Origin of the sequence: Vibrio tapetis subsp. tapetis (assembly GCF_900233005.1) — a bacterium.
Taxonomy (GTDB): Bacteria; Pseudomonadota; Gammaproteobacteria; order Enterobacterales; family Vibrionaceae; genus Vibrio; species Vibrio tapetis.
Genome location: NZ_LT960611.1, coordinates 742,584 through 758,763 on the forward strand (window position 1 = coordinate 742,584; position 16,180 = coordinate 758,763).

Sequence of the window (16,180 nt, forward strand, 5' to 3'; positions counted from 1 at the left end):
TCAAGCAATTGTTATAGCATCAGAGATTTGTCGACCAACGGCTTTAGCTTCTCTACCCATTCAATCCCAGACAGCGTTTGTTCATCGATAGCGTCGAATTTCTTAGTCTTTTTATACTTACGCAAAGCCTTCTGTCCTTCCTCAGACAAGTGAGCCGAAAACAACACGGCTTTAATATCTTCTTTTAACCTAACGTCCATATTGGGTCTCACCAAATCGAGGGTTCGAGGTACGGGTTTACTGCGATAAAAAATCTTCATTTTATCTCTGAGTAACTCGGGTATTTCATTTTCCCAATCAACATCACTGAAGGCAGCTGCAGCAACAATGCCATTATATACCCATGTATACATGTTGATTTCACCACCAGATGTCGTCAGTTCGTCAGCGAAGAGATAACCGATTGTCCCTGGCGGTGGCGTTTCTCTTGGTGAGGTTAATTCAAACAAAGAGTAGCCTTGCTCAATCAACACCGCCGCAGGAATATAAAACGCACTGGTTGATTCTCTGTCTTCAAAAACTACGGTTTTGCCCACTAAGTCATCAAAGGAATGAATACTGTTGTCCTTTAACGTAAAAAATACGGAAGAATATTCTGCGACTCCACTTTTCCACCTTCGAGCGATTAACTCACCTTCAGAACGACGAACCAAAGCTTGAGCCGAGAAAACACTCTCTGAAACAATATCAACCCGGCCTTGTACTAGCCAGCGCGACATCTGGAGGTGATCCTTAGCCACGACAACATGGCCTTTTTCTATGCCATGGTGAGACAAATTACTCGCCAAATAACGCGCCATTGGCATGCTTCTTTTTACCGCGTTTTTGGGGTTAGAACTGATCACGCCCAGCACTAACTTCTTAGGGCTCATCGAAGGTTTTACTTTATGATTTTCGGCTGTATCACTGCCCACTAACTCACCACTAGCCGTTCGGCTTGGCGATTGTGCTAACACGATACTTGGCACGACACTCGCGCAGGCTCCCAACAAGAAAAGCAAAATAAAGAGATAACGATGAGGCGAATAAGAAAACAAACCAAACATTATGCATTCCCTAATAAATACACCAGCCATTAAATACCGGATTGCTAAATTAAGAATAGCAAATATGACAAGTTAGTCTCTTTTTCAGGCATTAGCGTTTTTAATTCTTTGAACTCAAGACGATCATTTTGTTTAGGCAAAAAAAATGCGAGCCAACTTAGCTCGCAAGATAATTTCTATTTAACGGTTATTCTGGCGTTATATCACTGAGCGGTAACCAATCGACCTTAACACCAGCTTGCAAAAACATATCTTGGCTCACTCGGATTTTATCACCCCAACGAGAAAGAAAGTCTTCTGTTTGCTCCGGGCAATGTACTGCCTTTATTCCTGTTTGAATGATCTTTGCTGCACAATTAGGGCAAGGAAAATGAGTCACCCAGATATCGCAATCGTCTAAATCCCGCTTAGCAAAGAGAATCGCATTTTCTTCAGCATGCAAGGTTTTAAGGTACTTCATATCACGTTCGTCGGTTTCCGCGCTGTCGGATATACCGTGAGGGTAACCGTTAAAACCGACAGAAACGATTCGGTTATGTTTTGTGATCACCGCGCCTACTTGTGTCGATGGGTCTTTACTCCAAGATGCCACCAGTTCGGCCATTTGATTAAAGCGCTGAGCCCATTTAGATATCATGTAGAGTCCTCTCTTTCACTCGTGTCATTTCAAGTCGACTAAAACTAATTTACTGATAGTAGCTTAGTTTGTGACTTACCCCTAACATTTCTGACTATTTGCTTGCGACTATATTTCTTCCACAAATTCAACGGAAAACCGATGTCGCCTGTCACTGTCATCATTAACTTGGTCACGCTCTTAATAAGGGAAACACTCTCATCCTAAATCACGCCCGGGTTAGATCTCTAATAATTAGGGTAATTGAACATGGATTTGTTGCGATAAATCGCTAGAATAGCCGCCTCGTAACCAACTTGCTTGAGAGAATTATGGAACGCGATTACACCCTAGACTGCTTAATGACGATGCCTCGCCATGAATTAGAAGAATTTAGCATGCGAGTAATGACTCGCATGGTGCCTGAAGATGTCATGAGTGAGCTTTTTACTTTCGACAAAGAAGAAGTTGATAACGAAGAGCGCATGAAGTCAGCTCAATTTGACGCAATGCTACGTATGACGGGTATCGCACTAGGGGAAGTGAGCCAAGCATTTAGTGAGTCTGATAACGCGGTACAAAATACCCAACGTATGACCCGCTTGGTGTTATGGCACTTCTACGCCATCTCTTTTAATCTAGAAGAAGCTATTTCGCTTGAAATTCACTGCGAAAAAGTCGAATCGATTTTGATAAATGCGCCAGTAGACGCGTTCGGATGGGTAAAAGTACTTACTGAATTACTGCATTTTTACGCCGAAAAAAACGAAACTGATCAAGACAAGTAGCTCTATCAAATAAAGGGTAAGAGTCGAAAGCTATCTTTGACTCTTACCTCGTAACATTTCTGAGCTAGATCAATCACCAGTTCGATCACGATACAGCGAATAACAGCCACATCATTTTTCTGAATGAAGCCCTATCATATTCCCTTCAGTATCAATAACCATAGCAATGAAACCATATTCACCAATCGACATTTTATCTTGTGTGACTTTACCACCAGCCGCCACGACTCGAGACTGCTCCAACGAACAATCTTCGCAAGAAAAGTACACCATGGTGCTATTACCACCAGCGGAACAACCCGCCATTTTGATTAGAGCGCCCGTCGCACCGTACTGTTCGATATTCGAACTAAATGACCACATCTCTATATTGGCGTCTTTAGGGTCGCCTAGCCGCTCTAAATCAACCGCTAAAACCGTTTGATAGAACGCTTTTGCTCTTTCAATATCATCAACGTATATTTCAAACCAACCTACTGGATTACCTTGCATATTTTGTCCCTCGTTATGCCGCTACCCAATAAAACATAGGACACAGATTCAAAACTATCTAGCAAGGGACTTGCGACTCAAAACCAATTCCAATAAAAGAGAAACCCATCGACATTTCTTGAATTTTTCGTGGTAAGTCCGATGGAACTAAAGATCAAGAAGCTGTGCTTTTCGTTCGTTTTCGCACTCATAAGAGGCCATTTCGAATTCACGGCAGATCCACGGGCGGTTTTCATAAATGGTACACATCAAGGTTTCACGATCAACGGCGGAGCACCATCCATCTTCAAGACGCAACATGGTTTCACCTCCCCATTCATCAACTGCGATGTGCTCTTCTGGCACCCCCGTATCTGTAATAATCATTACTTCTAAGCGGCAGCAGCAGGCTTGACAGTTTGCACAGGTAATTTCTTTGGTTGGAATGTTTTTTATATTAATGGTCATGCATATCTACAATTAGAGCGGTTGACGCATAGTACTCCAAAATTCAAATAAATATCGGGTTTCCTTTGGCATCAAGAACGACAAGCATCCTTTATTGAACAATAGGCCGCATCTAACTTGGCTCAACATTCGTTGTTTAGACTCTGAGTTAGGTCTTTATATAAGACCGTATGTTCATCATTGGTGTTTGCCATTTCCCACCCCAAATTTAGGTAGAGTGCTGGAATGTGCGTATAAACGTATAGAACGGTCTCATCATTCATTATTGCCAAGCGTTCTGCATGTTGTATGAGTTTAGAGCTCACCCTTTGGTTTCTGTGCTCAATTTTTACATACAACGCATTTATCCACAGCGCTTGTGTACCTGTCTTGGGAGCAGGAAATCGTGTAAAGGCTAAACCACCGATAAGTTTGTCATGGGAAAACGCAAGTAAAGGCAGTGGAACATCAAAACCATTAACAAGAGGCAGGTAAGGCTCGAACTCCGACCATTCTGATTGAAATAACCGCGTAAGCGCTGCTATATATTGGCTACCTGTTTTTGCCACAACAATCTCTATCATAGATATAACCTTGTGTTGCAGTTGCTATAAACCACTTAACTGTCATCGCCGCTTTATCAATTGCGATAGTTAGGTATAATCGCCGCATTATTGCGTCATACCAACTGTTAGTGAGTCTCCAATGTCAAAAATGTTTTTTAAAGGCCGTATTGAAACCAGACAGAACCATGTTCAATCTGGCTATAACGTTAACCGCGATGTAAAAGCGGGAAGCGAAGAAGCGCCGATTTCCATTATGGTAAAAACAGAAGAACGTAAAGCTGAGATTGATGCTATCGTTGCTGAAAACGCGATGTTTGCAAGCATCACGGTAGACCCAACTCAGGAAGAAAACACCTTAGAGTTGGACACGATCCTCAATAAACCAAAAACCACGACATTTGAAAAAACACCGAATCGCAACGATCCGTGCTCGTGTGGTAGTGGCAAAAAATACAAAAAATGCTGTGCTTAATTACGTAGTAGCCAATCGTAAACTGAAGTGGCGATCACTTCAGTTTATCCACTAAATCTAATCGTCTTCCCCACATTTTACACACGCATCATACGTCCTTTCCCCCTCACTAATAACAATATAGCGAGCAACGCAACGCTCACATAACGCCAGTATAGGGTACGCATCTTTACGTTTTTTCGCGTTCGGATCGCCTTCCGTCGTATAATACTTTCTCATTATGGCTCCGTATTCGTTCATTATGCCGGTATTGTAACGTGCAATAACCTTAACGCATACAAACCAACAAACAATCCCCCCTTTTAAGCGAGTTTTAAGCGGACACACACCAAATAGTACGAGTTATCGACTGAGTTTACGTCAGCACGCCCCCAACTCTGCACACGCAACTTTTCCTACCTCCCGCAATTGCTATCCTAGTAAAAAAATGATTGGGAAAAGTCATGGCCACCGCAAGAAAACAGCTCATCTCTGTCGATGCAACGCCCTATTATCACTGCGTCTCAAGGTGTGTAAGGCAAAGCTATTTATGTGGCGAAGATGCCACTACAAATAAGAGCTATGAACATCGTAGGGAATGGATCGAACACAAAATTCAATCACTCACGCTTACCTATTGCATTGATATCTGCGCGTACGCCGTGATGAGCAATCATTACCATTTGGTGTCGCACATCAATCAAAACAAAGCGCTTCAATTATCACTTTCCGATGTGGTTGAACGCTGGAGTCATAACCATAAGCTACCGGTGCTGATTCAACGTTGGTTGAACAAAGACTTAAAGACACAAGCGGAAGAAGATAAATGTTTAGAAGTTATCGAGGCATGGCGAGAGCGGATCTGGTCATTAAGTTGGTTCATGAAAGAGCTTAACTACGATATCGCCTGCAGAGCCAATCAAGAAGACCAATGCTCTGGGCACTTTTGGGAAAGTCGCTTCAAAAGCCAAGCACTACTTGATGAAAAAGCATTAGCCGCTGCCATGACTTATGTGGACTTAAACCCGGTTCGAGCGGGTATCGCAAACTCTCCTGAACAATCTGACTTTACGTCAATAAAAGCAAGACTGCAGGCACTTAACAAACACCTTGAAACCGCGCCATGCCTACATCCATTCATTGGCGATCCAACCAACAAATTAGTGGACGGAATACCATTTAAGTTAATGGATTACATGGAATTGGTTGACTGGACAGCCCGGCAGTTCCGAGAAGGAAAAACATCAATGGCTGCCCATTTACCACCAATTTTAGAAAGGCTTAACTTTAGCCAAAGTAACTGGTTAGAAATCTGTACTTCCATAGAGAAAAAGCGTTCCACAGCCATCGGTTCACCTAGCAAACTTCAGCAAGCAAAAGTCGCTTTAAATAAATCAAAAATTCACTATTATCCGCTCGAATAGAAAACGCCCCACGCAATAGAACACAAAATACTACGCCAGCATTAAGTTGGCTGGTTCCGTCTATTTCACACTGTTGGTGACACTAAGGTTTTCCTAAAAGCGATTGATCGACGCGTTTTTTGAAGCCTACATTGAAAATAATTCGAGCACTTCTAATTTGAATACGGGTTTCTATGTAGAATTTTGATTAAGTGTGTGTCTGGTTAGATAGAAGTACCTACGACGATTTCATCGTCATAGTGTTTCTTCTTAATAAACAACGCTCTGTATTACGACCGACAACCGAGGACTTACTATATTGGTTGCCTGAGTCCCCGAACGAGGTGAATCCAAGGCAACCTAGATAGTCGTCAACCTGTTTGGCCGTCACCTCTATATCGAGAGTTTCCTGAATAGTTTTGATAAATTCGTTAGTAGTAAACGTTGTACGAAGTGGCTTATATATTGAGAAGAAATCTTGAGGCTTGAGCTTGAACAAAGGATTAATTGTTGGCATCTACTGCAACCCTAACACGAACAAAACGTGCATCGAGTATAACTGAGCGACAAATGCAACACCATGCTTATAGAGTAATCATTCTAGCATTTTATAAATATATTCGACAAGATGCGATTCATGTAGCCTCTTTTTGAAACCACATAAAAACCTATCCGCTTTCTGAGTAATACGCCCATTCACCAAACACTTAATTGATATACAGGCCCTTGAGTGGTCTAATAACGCAATAGCGCACCGTTACTTTGGAATCCATTGATGTCACAAGACAACCAGCCTACTCTTTTCTTTTTCGATTATGAAACTTGGGGAGTAAACCCAGCAATCGATCGTCCTTGCCAGTTTGCAGGGGTTCGTACCGATATGGATTTTAATATTATTGGTGAACCCTTAGTCATTTATTGTCAGCCACCTAGTGATTATCTACCGGCGCCTGAAGCTGCGTTGATCACAGGTATTATGCCGCAAACAGCGGTTTCTAAAGGGCTATCTGAGCCAGAGTTCATCGCTAAGATTCACCACGAACTGGCAACACCGAATACCACCAGCCTTGGCTACAATAGCATTCGGTTCGATGATGAAGTGTCTCGTTATACGTTATACCGTAACTTTTTAGATCCTTACGCTTGGGCGTGGCAGAATGGCAACTCTCGCTGGGACTTATTAGATGTGATGCGTACTTGCTATGCCCTTCGACCAGACGGAATAGAATGGCCTGAAAGAGAAGACGGCTTTCCAAGTTTTAAGCTGGAGCACCTATCAGTAGCCAATGGCATTGAACATGCAAATGCCCACGATGCGATGGCTGATGTTATCGCTACCATTGAACTTGCAAAAAAAGTTAAGCAAGCTCAACCTAAACTCTTTGATTATCTATTTAGTATGCGGCACAAACGTAAACTGAATGACTTAATTGATATCGTTAATATGACGCCACTAATGCATGTTTCAGGCATGCTTGGGCCTAAATGCGCCTACACTAGTTGGATGGTTCCGGTTGCTTGGCACCCGACAAACAAAAATGCCGTCGTGATGATTAACTTGGCTTTCGATCCGCAACCATTAATCAATTTAGACGTCGATGCGATCCGCGAACGTATGTACACCAAACGCGATGAACTTGCCGAGGGGGAGCAGCCTATTCCTGTGAAACTGGTGCAACTAAATAAATGCCCGACACTGGCTCCGGCTAAAACACTTACGGCAGAAAATGCCGAAAAAATCGGAATTGATCGCGAACAGTGTTTGAAGAACTTAGCACTGATTAAACAGCACCCAGAGATCAGAGAAAAGCTGACAGAGCTATACAGCAACGAGCGTCAGTACGACAAAAATCCAGATGTAGATACCCAACTGTACGATGGATTTTTCTCGCCAGCAGACAAAGCCGCAATGGACATCATTCGCAACGCTAAGCCCGAAGATCTTGGCGATCTCGATATTAGCTTCAGCGATGATCGTATCGCGCCACTTCTATTCCGTTATCGTGCTCGCCATTACCCTCACACGTTAAGCGAAGGCGAACAACAAAAGTGGGCCGCACATTGTCGTGGCTATTACGAGAACCGTATTGAAGAATACATGCTTAATCTTGAAAACTTAGCTCACGAACATGAAAGTGACGAAACGAAATTAGCTATATTAAAATCCGTTTATCGCTATGTAGAAAAACTTGTCTCATAAAGGCACTCCTATGTTTAAACGCCTACTCGGCTACGTGGTTTCATTCGCTGTTATTATGGCCTGCTTATTAGCCGGCCTAACCATTCAATCAGCTCTCGGTACATCCATTCCCGGTAGTATTTTTGGCATGCTATTGTTGTTTGCTTTGCTGGTTTTCGGCATTGTGCCTGTTGAATGGGTTAAGCCAACCTCTCAGCTTTTCATCCGCTATATGATTCTGCTGTTTGTTCCTATCAGCGTCGGATTGATGGATCACTATGAAATGCTCGCGGAAAATGCACTGCCTATTTTGGCAAGTGCCGTGGGCGGAACTGCGATCGTCTTAGTGCTATTAGGATTAACGTTGGAACATATTCTAAAAGGAGAGAAGTAGTATGTGGCTTGTTATCACCATTGCTGTTTTCTTTTTTGCTAGAGCTGTTAGCTTAAAATTGAAAAACCCGATCATGAATCCGTTGGTGATAAGCGTTTCTATCATCATCTGTGCTCTATTATTACTTGATATCGATTTTTCAACCTATTACGGAGAAACAGACTACCTGAGCTATTTACTTCAGCCTGCTGTCGTAGCTTTGGCTTACCCGCTATATTCGCAGTTACCAGAAATTCGCACTCGCTGGAGGATCATTCTACTCGCCTGCGGTGTAGGCAGCATCATGTCGATGTTAACGTCATCTGTCATTGCCGTTTATCTCAATACCGATTTAACGCTCATAGCCAGCTTACTCGGTAAATCGGTGACGACTCCAATTGCGATGGAAGTCTCTAGTAGCTTAGGTGGTGAGCCATCCATTGCCGCCATATTTGTATTAATTGTTGGTCTATTTGGGGCAATATTTGCGTATCCAATCTACAATTTGGTAGGTATTACGCACCCAATAGCGAAAGGATTAACCATGGGTACTGTTTCTCATGCGCTTGGAACCTCCACTTGCATAGAGAAAGATCCTAGAGATGCCGCTTTTAGTAGTTTGGCACTGGTACTTTGTGGGGTTATCACCTCTATTCTAGCCCCTGCATTTTTCTCATTGGTTGTTTGGCTAAGTAGCTAAGTTTCTACTTTGCGCCCATTCAATAGTGCGAGGGGTCACACATGTAATTGATTACATGTGTGACCCCTCTCAATTTATGTAACGAACATTATCGTTGCACTTACAAGCGTGATCATGATCACTGTTATTGTTTCTATTTGACCTAGAATGATACACATAACATAAAAGGATCACGTATGAACGAGCGTATTGAACAAGTACTAAGCAAAATGCCAGACAGCATTGCTGGCATTCTTAAAGTCATCATTAGCGAAATGAGCTACGACGCAACTATCTCTAAGTTGCAGTTTCAATCACTGTTAGATGCTTCTGGTCTAACCGATCAAGAGTTGCGACTCGCCCTACTTCCATTAGCTGCTACTTACGCCCATGTTCCTCTATCAGACTTTTATGTTGGCGCTATTGCTCGTGGGCTTTCTGGACGCTTGTATTTTGGCGCTAACGTTGAAATGGCTGGCGTTCAGTTAGGACAAACCGTACACGCCGAGCAAGCAGCGATTAGCCATGCATGGATGAAAGGTGAAGAAGGCCTTATTGATGTAACTGTCAACTTTAGCCCATGTGGTCACTGCCGCCAATTCATGAACGAACTGACAACAGCTAAAGACTTGATGATACAACTGCCAGAGCGCGAAGCTCTGTCTTTACATACCTATTTACCTGACTCATTTGGCCCTGCAGACCTTGGTGTAACGGAAGGCCTGATGACAAAAGTCGATAAAGGCATCACTAGTGAAAGTAATGATGAACTCATACAGCAAGCTGTAGCTGCATTGAATATGAGCCACTCACCTTACACCAAAAATCATAGTGGTGTTGCTATCCGTACTTCTGACGGTGCAATAGTTAAAGGCAGTTACGCGGAGAACGCCGCTTTTAACCCTAGCCTACCCCCGCTCCAAGTTGCCCTCGTTCAAGTTTTGTTAGCCGGTAACACTTTTGCAGATATTGAATCTGTGGCGCTAGTAGAAATGCTTGAAAGTTCAATGAGCCACTTGATTGATACTCAAGGGACTATGGAAGCGATTAGCCCAGATGTTCCGGTAGAATACATCGCTTATTAGTGCGCGCTAGTGGCGAACTATAGATCATCATTAAGGCTCTTTTTAGGGCCTTAATGATGAGTGTACGATCAACCATCACTCCATCGTCTTTTCAATTACTGCCTATTCAGCTTCTATTTGTTCAAAAGCTAAACAAGCTGAAATTTGTTGGCAAATAATTGTATCTATTCAGTAGCAAACGATTGCGTAATGATCGTTTTTCAGTATGATCCGCAGCAACTCAACAAATGAATAGGGTTCAAAATGTCTGTTACTCCAAAAAGTATTGGTACTGCTTTAGCTAAAGATGCTACTCGTGTTCTTTTACTCGGTTCTGGTGAGCTAGGTAAAGAGGTGGCGATTGAATGCCAACGCTTAGGTCTTGAAGTCATCGCAGCTGATCGTTACGAAAACGCACCAGCAATGCAAGTTGCTCACCGCTCATACGTGATTGACATGCTAGACGGCGAAGCCCTAACAAAGCTCATTGAAAAAGAACAACCAGACTACGTTGTACCTGAAATTGAAGCCATCGCGACCGATACGCTTGTTGCACTTGAAGCGAAAGGCCTCAATGTTGTGCCCACTGCGCACGCAAAAAAACTGACGATGAACCGCGAGGGGATCCGTCGCTTAGCCGCTGAAGAATTGGAAATTCCAACCTCACGCTACCGATTCGCCGACAGCCTAGAAGACTTTAAACAAGCGATTGAGTTTGTTGGTATTCCTTGCGTTGTAAAACCTGTAATGAGTTCATCAGGTAAAGGGCAAAGCGTTATCAAGCATGCTGATGATATTCAAAAAGCTTGGGATTACGCACAAGATGGTGGCCGAGCTGGCGCAGGTCGTGTGATTGTCGAGGGTTTTATCGACTTCGATTACGAAATCACATTATTGACTGTTCGTGCTGTAGACGGTGTTCACTTTTGTGCGCCGATCGGGCACCGCCAAGAGGATGGCGATTATCGCGAGTCGTGGCAGCCACAAATCATGAGCCATACGGCACTTGAAAACGCACAACGTGCAGCGGAAAAAGTCGTTAACGCTTTAGGTGGCTACGGTATCTTTGGCGTAGAACTGTTCATTAAAGGCAACGAAGTGATCTTCAATGAAGTTTCTCCTCGCCCACACGATACAGGTATGGTTACGCTCATTTCTCAGGAAATGTCAGAATTTGCTCTGCACGTAAGAGCCTTCACTGGTATGCCAATTAACAGTATTACTCAATACGGACCAAGTGCCTCTGCCGTCATTCTTGGCCAAGGTACGTCGACTAATATTCGCTTTGACGGCGTTAAAGACGCATTAAGCGCGCCACAAACGCAAGTCCGCTTGTTTGCCAAACCTGAAATCGATGGTCGCCGCCGTTTAGGTGTTACGCTTACTCGTCGCGACTCCATTGAAACAGCCGTTGAAGATGCCGTTGAAAATGCAGCAAAAGTAACCGTGCTTTATTAAAAATCTAACGCACACAAAAAGAGCCAACGACTCAATCGTTGGCTCTTGATTTTTATTCTCTTGCCTTATTCTTTAATGCCCTTCGCCTGGCGCCTCATCCCTATTTTCGATTAACCAAACTTCTTCAGCAAAGCGAGACAACCCTTTTTTAATTCGTGGATGTGTTTCATCGGCATCATCACGATAAAGTTTCGTTAGCTTCATTCCAGCAAACAGCTCTCGAACTTCTTGTTCAGTCACACTAAATGGTGGGCCTGTCATCTCTTCTTGCGGGTAATCTAACGTCACTAACAACATTCGACCGTTAATTTTTAACAAGTTACGAATACGGTCTGCGTATATCGGGCGAATTCCAGCAGGCAAAGCGATCATGGCAGCACGATCGTAAATTAGCTCTACAGGCTGCAATGGCGCGGTAAAAAAGTCTCCGACGTATAATGAAAGTTCATCAAATTGATACAGGGTGTGATGGTTATCAAGTGGAGTCACAAGCGGTGTATAAAGATGTTCTGAGAAGAAGGAGCGAACGGCAATATCGCTAAGCTCAGCTCCATGAACTTCATCATGTTTTTGCGCAAGCCACACTAAATCTTCTGACTTACCACAAAGTGGTACCAGAACGCTCTGTTCACGGCTAGGGGATAATTGAGGCCAATATTTGATAAGCAGAGGATTGACATCATCGAGATGAAAACCTATCTGATTTGACGCCCATTTGTTGTGCCACAGCTCCTGATCTTGCATTTACGTTACTCGTCTACCAATTATGAAACGAGAATACAGAATGTCACTGAGTTAATAAAGTAAAACACTATAATCAGCTCACCCAGTTTCAGTAGGTAATTTGTAAATTAAATGTCAATTCATGCGCTTGTAATGAACCAGAGGTATTACTGTGTGGTCTTAATCACGTTGTTAGGGTTGTAATCGGGTATCCTGTCCCCATATAGTAAGTACGTCAGCGAGAAACTGACACACACTGTTTGAGAGGCAAAGTAACCTTATTAGTACACCCTATTTGACTGGGTCCTTAAGGAGTGTGAATGAACCTATTTTTAAGAACGACTGCACTAATGTTGCTGCTGTTAAGCCGTGCGCCATTAGCTGCTATGCCGTTGCCTACTGTCAACCTAACAGATAGCCGCACATCAAACACCTCGCAAAACCAAATAAGCTCACGCTCGTTTAGATACAGCTTGAGCGGTCTTTATGCCATTGAATCTTTCAATAGCAATCCAATTCAACCTTATACAGACTTCGACGTGCTTTACTCAAAAGCACACCAAGCGCAATTCGAATTAGAATCTCTTTGTAAAAGCACAGCAATGCTAAGTGGCACTCAAGCGTTTTTCTCTGGCATCAAGTCAGCAGACAGAGCAAAACAAAAAATCGAACTCGAACTCAATGGTAATACCAACAAGATCACAGACCTGGCTCGTGCCACAATCATCGCCGACGATGTTGAAGGGTTAATGGCTGCGTACGAAACGCTAACCCGTGAAGCGACCGTTGTTAAAGCAAAAAATAGATTCAAAACCCCGAACAAATCCGGCTACCGTGATTTAAATGTGGTGGTTGAGCTTCCGAAAACGAAACTGATGGTTGAAGTACAATTACACTTAAGAGCCATTGCTGACGTGAAAAGTGGCCCAGAACATGACATTTACAAAGTAATTCAAGGGATAGAAAGAACGGCCGTAGCTCAAGATCGTCCTCTTAATGAGTTTGAAATGGGCAAAGTCGCCCAGCTCAGAAACCAAGCATTCGATTTATATCATCAAGCTTGGCAGCCTTATATCTCTCCACAAGCAACAGCAGCGTAATAACCGCGGCCTTGACGTTAAATCAAGGCCGAAATATTCCGCTCGCCTTTAGCCTTTTAGTCAAGAATACAAAAAGACCACGCATATAGGCGTGGTCTTTATTTTCACTGTTAGGGCTACTTCTCGACTTCGATACTCTCGACGCGAGCTTTTAACTTCTGCCCAGGACGGAATGTAACGACTCGTCGTGCGGTGATTGGAATGTCTTCACCGGTTTTCGGATTACGGCCTGGTCTTTCATTCTTGTCGCGAAGGTCAAAATTACCAAATCCTGATAATTTCACCTGCTCGCCATTTTCGAGTGCCTTTCGAACTTCTTCGAAAAAGACTTCAACCGTGTCCTTGGCATCCCGTTTACTATATCCGAGCTTTTCAAACAGGTTCTCAGCCAGATCGGCCTTGGTGAGCGCCATAAAACTTTCCTCAAAGCTGTGTTAAACTTAGCTACCAATCAGTAGCGCCAAAGCAATATGAATAGTCAAACAACTTAAAATTGACTTCATGTTGAAAAGTGTAAGCCAACCTCATGATTTTGGCTAATTTTTTTCCAAATTTCTTGAACGTATCCTCTTGACGCTGGTGATAGTTCAATCAATAAAAACGTAACTAATCAACAATTATTACTAACAATACGCCATACCACGAAATTTAACTCTGAAAGTTAGCAATAAAACAGTCAATTACTCTTAAGTAATGAAAGTGAAAAATATTTCGTTTTTTATCATATTTTTCATGATGTTGAGTATAAAAAACCGAATTCTTAACTAAAATACCGGGTTCAGTTCTATTTTATGCATATCGTTAATAATCATATACTTCCCGCAACTTGATAGAACTATAGATTAGATAACTGATTTAGATTTAAATAGTCAGCTTAGCTATATAACATAGCGATAAGCTAAAAACTCCACTTGATTTGACCAAATACCAACGTGCTTGCACTTTCATGAAACAAACTACCAGACCTGCCATCAAATCGCTGCGCAACCGCCAACAACTGAACATTATTAGACAGTGAATAACTGCTATTAAGACTGAAATACATCGAGCCATCTTGGTAGTAGATAGACGAGAATGTGATTCGGCTTAAAGGCGAGATATCAAAGCCCAGATCGGCATACAGTGTCTGTTTTGTGAAACTTAATGTTCGTGCGGTTAGAGGCAAGTTTAAGTACTTAATTGCGCTGTCGGTTGTTTGAGGCTTAGAGATGTACAGCATCGCGACTCTACCAATCCAATTTCTCGTCCCTCCAAAGCTATAATCGGCTTCCAAACTTGCAATGGTGGTTTGCTCAACCGGCATCGATTGCCATTCATCCTGAGTCGGATTGAACCAACTTAACTCACCACGCACTCCTGCACCCGACACATCACCAGCAAGGCCGGCTCCTAAGACTTGATCTAAGCCTGACTTTCCGACCATGGCTTGATAGTCCCAACCATCGTGGTTAAATAAGTAACGCGCCGCATAGCTGTCTAGTTCTTTCTCTTCATTAGGGCTAGAAACAAGATCAAGTGAACTGGCAAAGCCAAGTTTTCGACTCACCGCTATTGCGTCACTACCACTGCGTTCTTCGTAATCGAAATCGTATATTGAATAGGAATTGAAGATGTCATTCGGATTCCAAATCGTGGTCATCGCCCAGTTAACTCGAAACCTCCCTACTCGATTTTGCCAATCATCGTTTTGCCACTGTATGTAGGCTCTGTCGAACTGCGAGGTACCGATGACACCATCCCTATCAAGCCAATTACTGGTTAAGTCTAAATAGCCCGCATCGCTGCCAATGAGCTCACCGTAACCCGTGTTGTTCGCCGTATCTCCCCAGAGCACTCTATTCCTCATGCCTAAATTCACTCTGACGTCTGAGTTAAAGCGGTACTCGTAGTTAAACCGTTGGTGAACTAGGTGATCAAGTGTGTTGCTTGAATTGTCGGGCATCGTGGAGGTTGCCATGTATTTAACATAGCCGTTTAAATCCCAGTTTTTTTCAGGCACTAAGCCCGGGATTTGAGCTCCTGCAGAGTTTATACCAAACGTAGCGCTGCTAATTAGCAAGAAAATGTATGCCCTTGGCCTGAAGCGCACTTTGGTTACTCCTTTCATTCTATGTCCAAACCGCTCGGTTCATGTTGTAACCTGTCTTCTTTGAGTTGGCCATCTTCAAAAACAATGACTCGTTTGGCTCTTTTGATCACTCTTGGATCATGCGTAGAAAAGATAAACGTTGTACCTTCTTGTTCGTTGAGTCTTTGCATTATATCCAGCAGCTCTGAGGTGCTTTTTGCATCCAAGTTGGCGGTTGGCTCATCCGCCATAACGAAGCGAGGTTTGGGTGCTAACGCCCTTGCCACCGCGACACGTTGTTGTTGTCCACCAGACAGTTTAGAAGGTACTTTATTTTGTTGTTCTCCTAAGCCCACTTGCTCTAATAAGCTGCTTGCTCGTTCTCGACACTGAGCTTCACTTTGGCCCTGCAGCTGCATAACAAATTCAACGTTTTCCAGAGCCGTTAACACAGGCAGTAGGCTGTAATCTTGAAAGATAAAACCGATATGGTCTCGCCTGTAGCCTATCAATGCCTTTTCTGATAGCTGACAAATATCACAATCATCGATGAACACTTTTCCAGATGTAGGCTTGTCTATTCCTCCGAGCATATTCAGTAGTGTTGTTTTTCCTGAACCTGATGGCCCCATCACCGCAACAAACTCACCCTGCTCAATGTTCAAATCTAGATTCTGAACTGCGTGTACGGGAAATTCAGTATCTTGATTGTATGTTTTTCGTAAGGCTTCGATTCGAATCGTCATGA

At 43.1% G+C, this 16,180-nt stretch carries 20 protein-coding genes; 9 read left to right on the forward strand and 11 right to left on the reverse strand.

Translation table 11 applies throughout. The features are described from left to right. Positions 1-11: 11 nt before the first annotated feature. Together VTAP4600_RS03415 and VTAP4600_RS03420 are read right to left on the reverse strand one after the other, a co-directional pair. Positions 12-1,046, reverse strand: a complete 1,035-nt coding sequence (locus tag VTAP4600_RS03415; RefSeq protein WP_172443055.1) for a phosphate/phosphite/phosphonate ABC transporter substrate-binding protein — start codon at positions 1,044-1,046, stop codon at positions 12-14. Between the two features lie 187 nt (positions 1,047-1,233). Continuing rightward, entirely contained in the window at positions 1,234-1,683 is a 450-nt protein-coding gene (locus VTAP4600_RS03420; RefSeq protein WP_102521508.1) for a dCMP deaminase family protein, read from the reverse strand. 311 nt (positions 1,684-1,994) lie between these two features. Here VTAP4600_RS03420 and VTAP4600_RS03425 point away from each other — a divergent pair, with 311 nt between their 5' ends. Next, the gene (locus VTAP4600_RS03425) at positions 1,995-2,450 is read left to right on the forward strand and encodes an exoribonuclease R (protein WP_102521509.1); all 456 of its coding nucleotides are present in this window, start codon (positions 1,995-1,997) and stop codon (positions 2,448-2,450) included. 111 nt (positions 2,451-2,561) lie between these two features. Here the strand turns inward: VTAP4600_RS03425 and VTAP4600_RS03430 are convergent, their stop codons facing one another. The 3 genes from VTAP4600_RS03430 to VTAP4600_RS03440 form a co-directional block, all read right to left on the reverse strand. Then, complete coding sequence (locus tag VTAP4600_RS03430; protein WP_102521510.1) at positions 2,562-2,942, reverse strand: VOC family protein; 381 nt, start codon at positions 2,940-2,942, stop codon at positions 2,562-2,564. A gap of 147 nt (positions 2,943-3,089) precedes the next feature. After that, on the reverse strand, positions 3,090-3,389 hold the full coding sequence (locus VTAP4600_RS03435; RefSeq protein ID WP_102521511.1) for a YkgJ family cysteine cluster protein: 300 nt from the start codon (positions 3,387-3,389) through the stop codon (positions 3,090-3,092). Between the two features lie 122 nt (positions 3,390-3,511). Beyond that, positions 3,512-3,952: a GNAT family N-acetyltransferase gene (locus VTAP4600_RS03440; RefSeq protein WP_102521512.1), complete on the reverse strand. Its 441-nt coding sequence runs from the start codon at positions 3,950-3,952 to the stop codon at positions 3,512-3,514. Positions 3,953-4,073: 121 nt separating this feature from the next. Here VTAP4600_RS03440 and VTAP4600_RS03445 point away from each other — a divergent pair, with 121 nt between their 5' ends. Beyond that, positions 4,074-4,406, forward strand: a complete 333-nt coding sequence (locus tag VTAP4600_RS03445; RefSeq protein WP_102521513.1) for a PBPRA1643 family SWIM/SEC-C metal-binding motif protein — start codon at positions 4,074-4,076, stop codon at positions 4,404-4,406. 57 nt (positions 4,407-4,463) lie between these two features. Here the strand turns inward: VTAP4600_RS03445 and VTAP4600_RS25885 are convergent, their stop codons facing one another. Further along, a complete protein-coding gene (locus VTAP4600_RS25885) occupies positions 4,464-4,625 on the reverse strand; it encodes a hypothetical protein (RefSeq protein WP_172443056.1) in 162 nt (53 codons plus the stop codon). A 224-nt stretch (positions 4,626-4,849) separates the two neighbouring features. Between VTAP4600_RS25885 and VTAP4600_RS03450 the strand changes: the two genes are divergently transcribed. Next, positions 4,850-5,809, forward strand: a complete 960-nt coding sequence (locus VTAP4600_RS03450; protein WP_172443057.1) for a transposase — start codon at positions 4,850-4,852, stop codon at positions 5,807-5,809. 217 nt (positions 5,810-6,026) lie between these two features. Here the strand turns inward: VTAP4600_RS03450 and VTAP4600_RS03455 are convergent, their stop codons facing one another. Continuing rightward, the gene (locus VTAP4600_RS03455; RefSeq protein WP_102521514.1) at positions 6,027-6,305 is read right to left on the reverse strand and encodes a hypothetical protein; all 279 of its coding nucleotides are present in this window, start codon (positions 6,303-6,305) and stop codon (positions 6,027-6,029) included. Positions 6,306-6,563: 258 nt separating this feature from the next. Between VTAP4600_RS03455 and sbcB the strand changes: the two genes are divergently transcribed. The 5 genes from sbcB (at position 6,564) to purT (ending at position 11,541) form a co-directional block, all read left to right on the forward strand. Beyond that, complete coding sequence (gene sbcB, locus VTAP4600_RS03460) at positions 6,564-7,988, forward strand: exodeoxyribonuclease I (RefSeq protein WP_102521515.1); 1,425 nt, start codon at positions 6,564-6,566, stop codon at positions 7,986-7,988. A gap of 10 nt (positions 7,989-7,998) precedes the next feature. Further along, positions 7,999-8,361 carry a CidA/LrgA family protein gene (locus VTAP4600_RS03465; RefSeq protein WP_102521516.1) on the forward strand — a complete coding sequence of 121 codons (363 nt, stop codon included), beginning with the start codon at positions 7,999-8,001 and terminating at the stop codon, positions 8,359-8,361. Between the two features lies 1 nt (position 8,362). Further along, positions 8,363-9,040, forward strand: a complete 678-nt coding sequence (locus VTAP4600_RS03470) for an LrgB family protein (protein ID WP_102521517.1) — start codon at positions 8,363-8,365, stop codon at positions 9,038-9,040. Between the two features lie 176 nt (positions 9,041-9,216). Further along, positions 9,217-10,104, forward strand: coding sequence for a cytidine deaminase (cdd, locus tag VTAP4600_RS03475; RefSeq protein ID WP_102521518.1), 888 nt, complete (start codon positions 9,217-9,219; stop codon positions 10,102-10,104). Positions 10,105-10,347: 243 nt separating this feature from the next. Continuing rightward, positions 10,348-11,541 carry a formate-dependent phosphoribosylglycinamide formyltransferase gene (gene purT, locus VTAP4600_RS03480; RefSeq protein ID WP_102521519.1) on the forward strand — a complete coding sequence of 398 codons (1,194 nt, stop codon included), beginning with the start codon at positions 10,348-10,350 and terminating at the stop codon, positions 11,539-11,541. A gap of 72 nt (positions 11,542-11,613) precedes the next feature. Here the strand turns inward: purT and VTAP4600_RS03485 are convergent, their stop codons facing one another. After that, positions 11,614-12,285: a thiopurine S-methyltransferase gene (locus VTAP4600_RS03485; RefSeq protein ID WP_102521520.1), complete on the reverse strand. Its 672-nt coding sequence runs from the start codon at positions 12,283-12,285 to the stop codon at positions 11,614-11,616. A gap of 299 nt (positions 12,286-12,584) precedes the next feature. Between VTAP4600_RS03485 and VTAP4600_RS03490 the strand changes: the two genes are divergently transcribed. Continuing rightward, the gene (locus tag VTAP4600_RS03490; protein ID WP_102521521.1) at positions 12,585-13,364 is read left to right on the forward strand and encodes a RelA/SpoT-related domain-containing protein; all 780 of its coding nucleotides are present in this window, start codon (positions 12,585-12,587) and stop codon (positions 13,362-13,364) included. A 116-nt stretch (positions 13,365-13,480) separates the two neighbouring features. On the opposite strand, the gene ihfA is transcribed toward VTAP4600_RS03490, so the two are convergent. The 3 genes from ihfA to VTAP4600_RS03505 all read right to left on the reverse strand — a co-directional run bounded on the left by ihfA (position 13,481) and on the right by VTAP4600_RS03505 (position 16,178). Then, entirely contained in the window at positions 13,481-13,777 is a 297-nt protein-coding gene (ihfA, locus tag VTAP4600_RS03495; RefSeq protein WP_102521522.1) for an integration host factor subunit alpha, read from the reverse strand. Positions 13,778-14,262: 485 nt separating this feature from the next. Next, complete coding sequence (locus tag VTAP4600_RS03500; protein ID WP_231897857.1) at positions 14,263-15,471, reverse strand: hypothetical protein; 1,209 nt, start codon at positions 15,469-15,471, stop codon at positions 14,263-14,265. Next, a complete protein-coding gene (locus VTAP4600_RS03505; RefSeq protein ID WP_102521523.1) occupies positions 15,468-16,178 on the reverse strand; it encodes an ABC transporter ATP-binding protein in 711 nt (236 codons plus the stop codon). The genes VTAP4600_RS03500 and VTAP4600_RS03505 overlap by 4 nt, the downstream gene beginning before the upstream one ends. Between the last annotated feature and the right edge of the window lie 2 nt (positions 16,179-16,180).

Bases quoted from the DNA above. Each gene is read 5' to 3' on its own strand.
- VTAP4600_RS03415 (WP_172443055.1), bottom strand. From the start codon at position 1,046: ATGTTTGGTTTGTTTTCTTATTCGCCTCATCGTTATCTCTTTATTTTG.
- VTAP4600_RS03420 (WP_102521508.1), bottom strand. From the start codon at position 1,683: ATGATATCTAAATGGGCTCAGCGCTTTAATCAAATGGCCGAACTGGTG.
- VTAP4600_RS03425 (WP_102521509.1), top strand. From the start codon at position 1,995: ATGGAACGCGATTACACCCTAGACTGCTTAATGACGATGCCTCGCCAT.
- VTAP4600_RS03430 (WP_102521510.1), bottom strand. From the start codon at position 2,942: ATGCAAGGTAATCCAGTAGGTTGGTTTGAAATATACGTTGATGATATT.
- VTAP4600_RS03435 (WP_102521511.1), bottom strand. From the start codon at position 3,389: ATGACCATTAATATAAAAAACATTCCAACCAAAGAAATTACCTGTGCA.
- VTAP4600_RS03440 (WP_102521512.1), bottom strand. From the start codon at position 3,952: ATGATAGAGATTGTTGTGGCAAAAACAGGTAGCCAATATATAGCAGCG.
- VTAP4600_RS03445 (WP_102521513.1), top strand. From the start codon at position 4,074: ATGTCAAAAATGTTTTTTAAAGGCCGTATTGAAACCAGACAGAACCAT.
- VTAP4600_RS25885 (WP_172443056.1), bottom strand. From the start codon at position 4,625: ATGAGAAAGTATTATACGACGGAAGGCGATCCGAACGCGAAAAAACGT.
- VTAP4600_RS03450 (WP_172443057.1), top strand. From the start codon at position 4,850: ATGGCCACCGCAAGAAAACAGCTCATCTCTGTCGATGCAACGCCCTAT.
- VTAP4600_RS03455 (WP_102521514.1), bottom strand. From the start codon at position 6,305: ATGCCAACAATTAATCCTTTGTTCAAGCTCAAGCCTCAAGATTTCTTC.
- sbcB (WP_102521515.1), top strand. From the start codon at position 6,564: ATGTCACAAGACAACCAGCCTACTCTTTTCTTTTTCGATTATGAAACT.
- VTAP4600_RS03465 (WP_102521516.1), top strand. From the start codon at position 7,999: ATGTTTAAACGCCTACTCGGCTACGTGGTTTCATTCGCTGTTATTATG.
- VTAP4600_RS03470 (WP_102521517.1), top strand. From the start codon at position 8,363: ATGTGGCTTGTTATCACCATTGCTGTTTTCTTTTTTGCTAGAGCTGTT.
- cdd (WP_102521518.1), top strand. From the start codon at position 9,217: ATGAACGAGCGTATTGAACAAGTACTAAGCAAAATGCCAGACAGCATT.
- purT (WP_102521519.1), top strand. From the start codon at position 10,348: ATGTCTGTTACTCCAAAAAGTATTGGTACTGCTTTAGCTAAAGATGCT.
- VTAP4600_RS03485 (WP_102521520.1), bottom strand. From the start codon at position 12,285: ATGCAAGATCAGGAGCTGTGGCACAACAAATGGGCGTCAAATCAGATA.
- VTAP4600_RS03490 (WP_102521521.1), top strand. From the start codon at position 12,585: ATGAACCTATTTTTAAGAACGACTGCACTAATGTTGCTGCTGTTAAGC.
- ihfA (WP_102521522.1), bottom strand. From the start codon at position 13,777: ATGGCGCTCACCAAGGCCGATCTGGCTGAGAACCTGTTTGAAAAGCTC.
- VTAP4600_RS03500 (WP_231897857.1), bottom strand. From the start codon at position 15,471: ATGAAAGGAGTAACCAAAGTGCGCTTCAGGCCAAGGGCATACATTTTC.
- VTAP4600_RS03505 (WP_102521523.1), bottom strand. From the start codon at position 16,178: ATGACGATTCGAATCGAAGCCTTACGAAAAACATACAATCAAGATACT.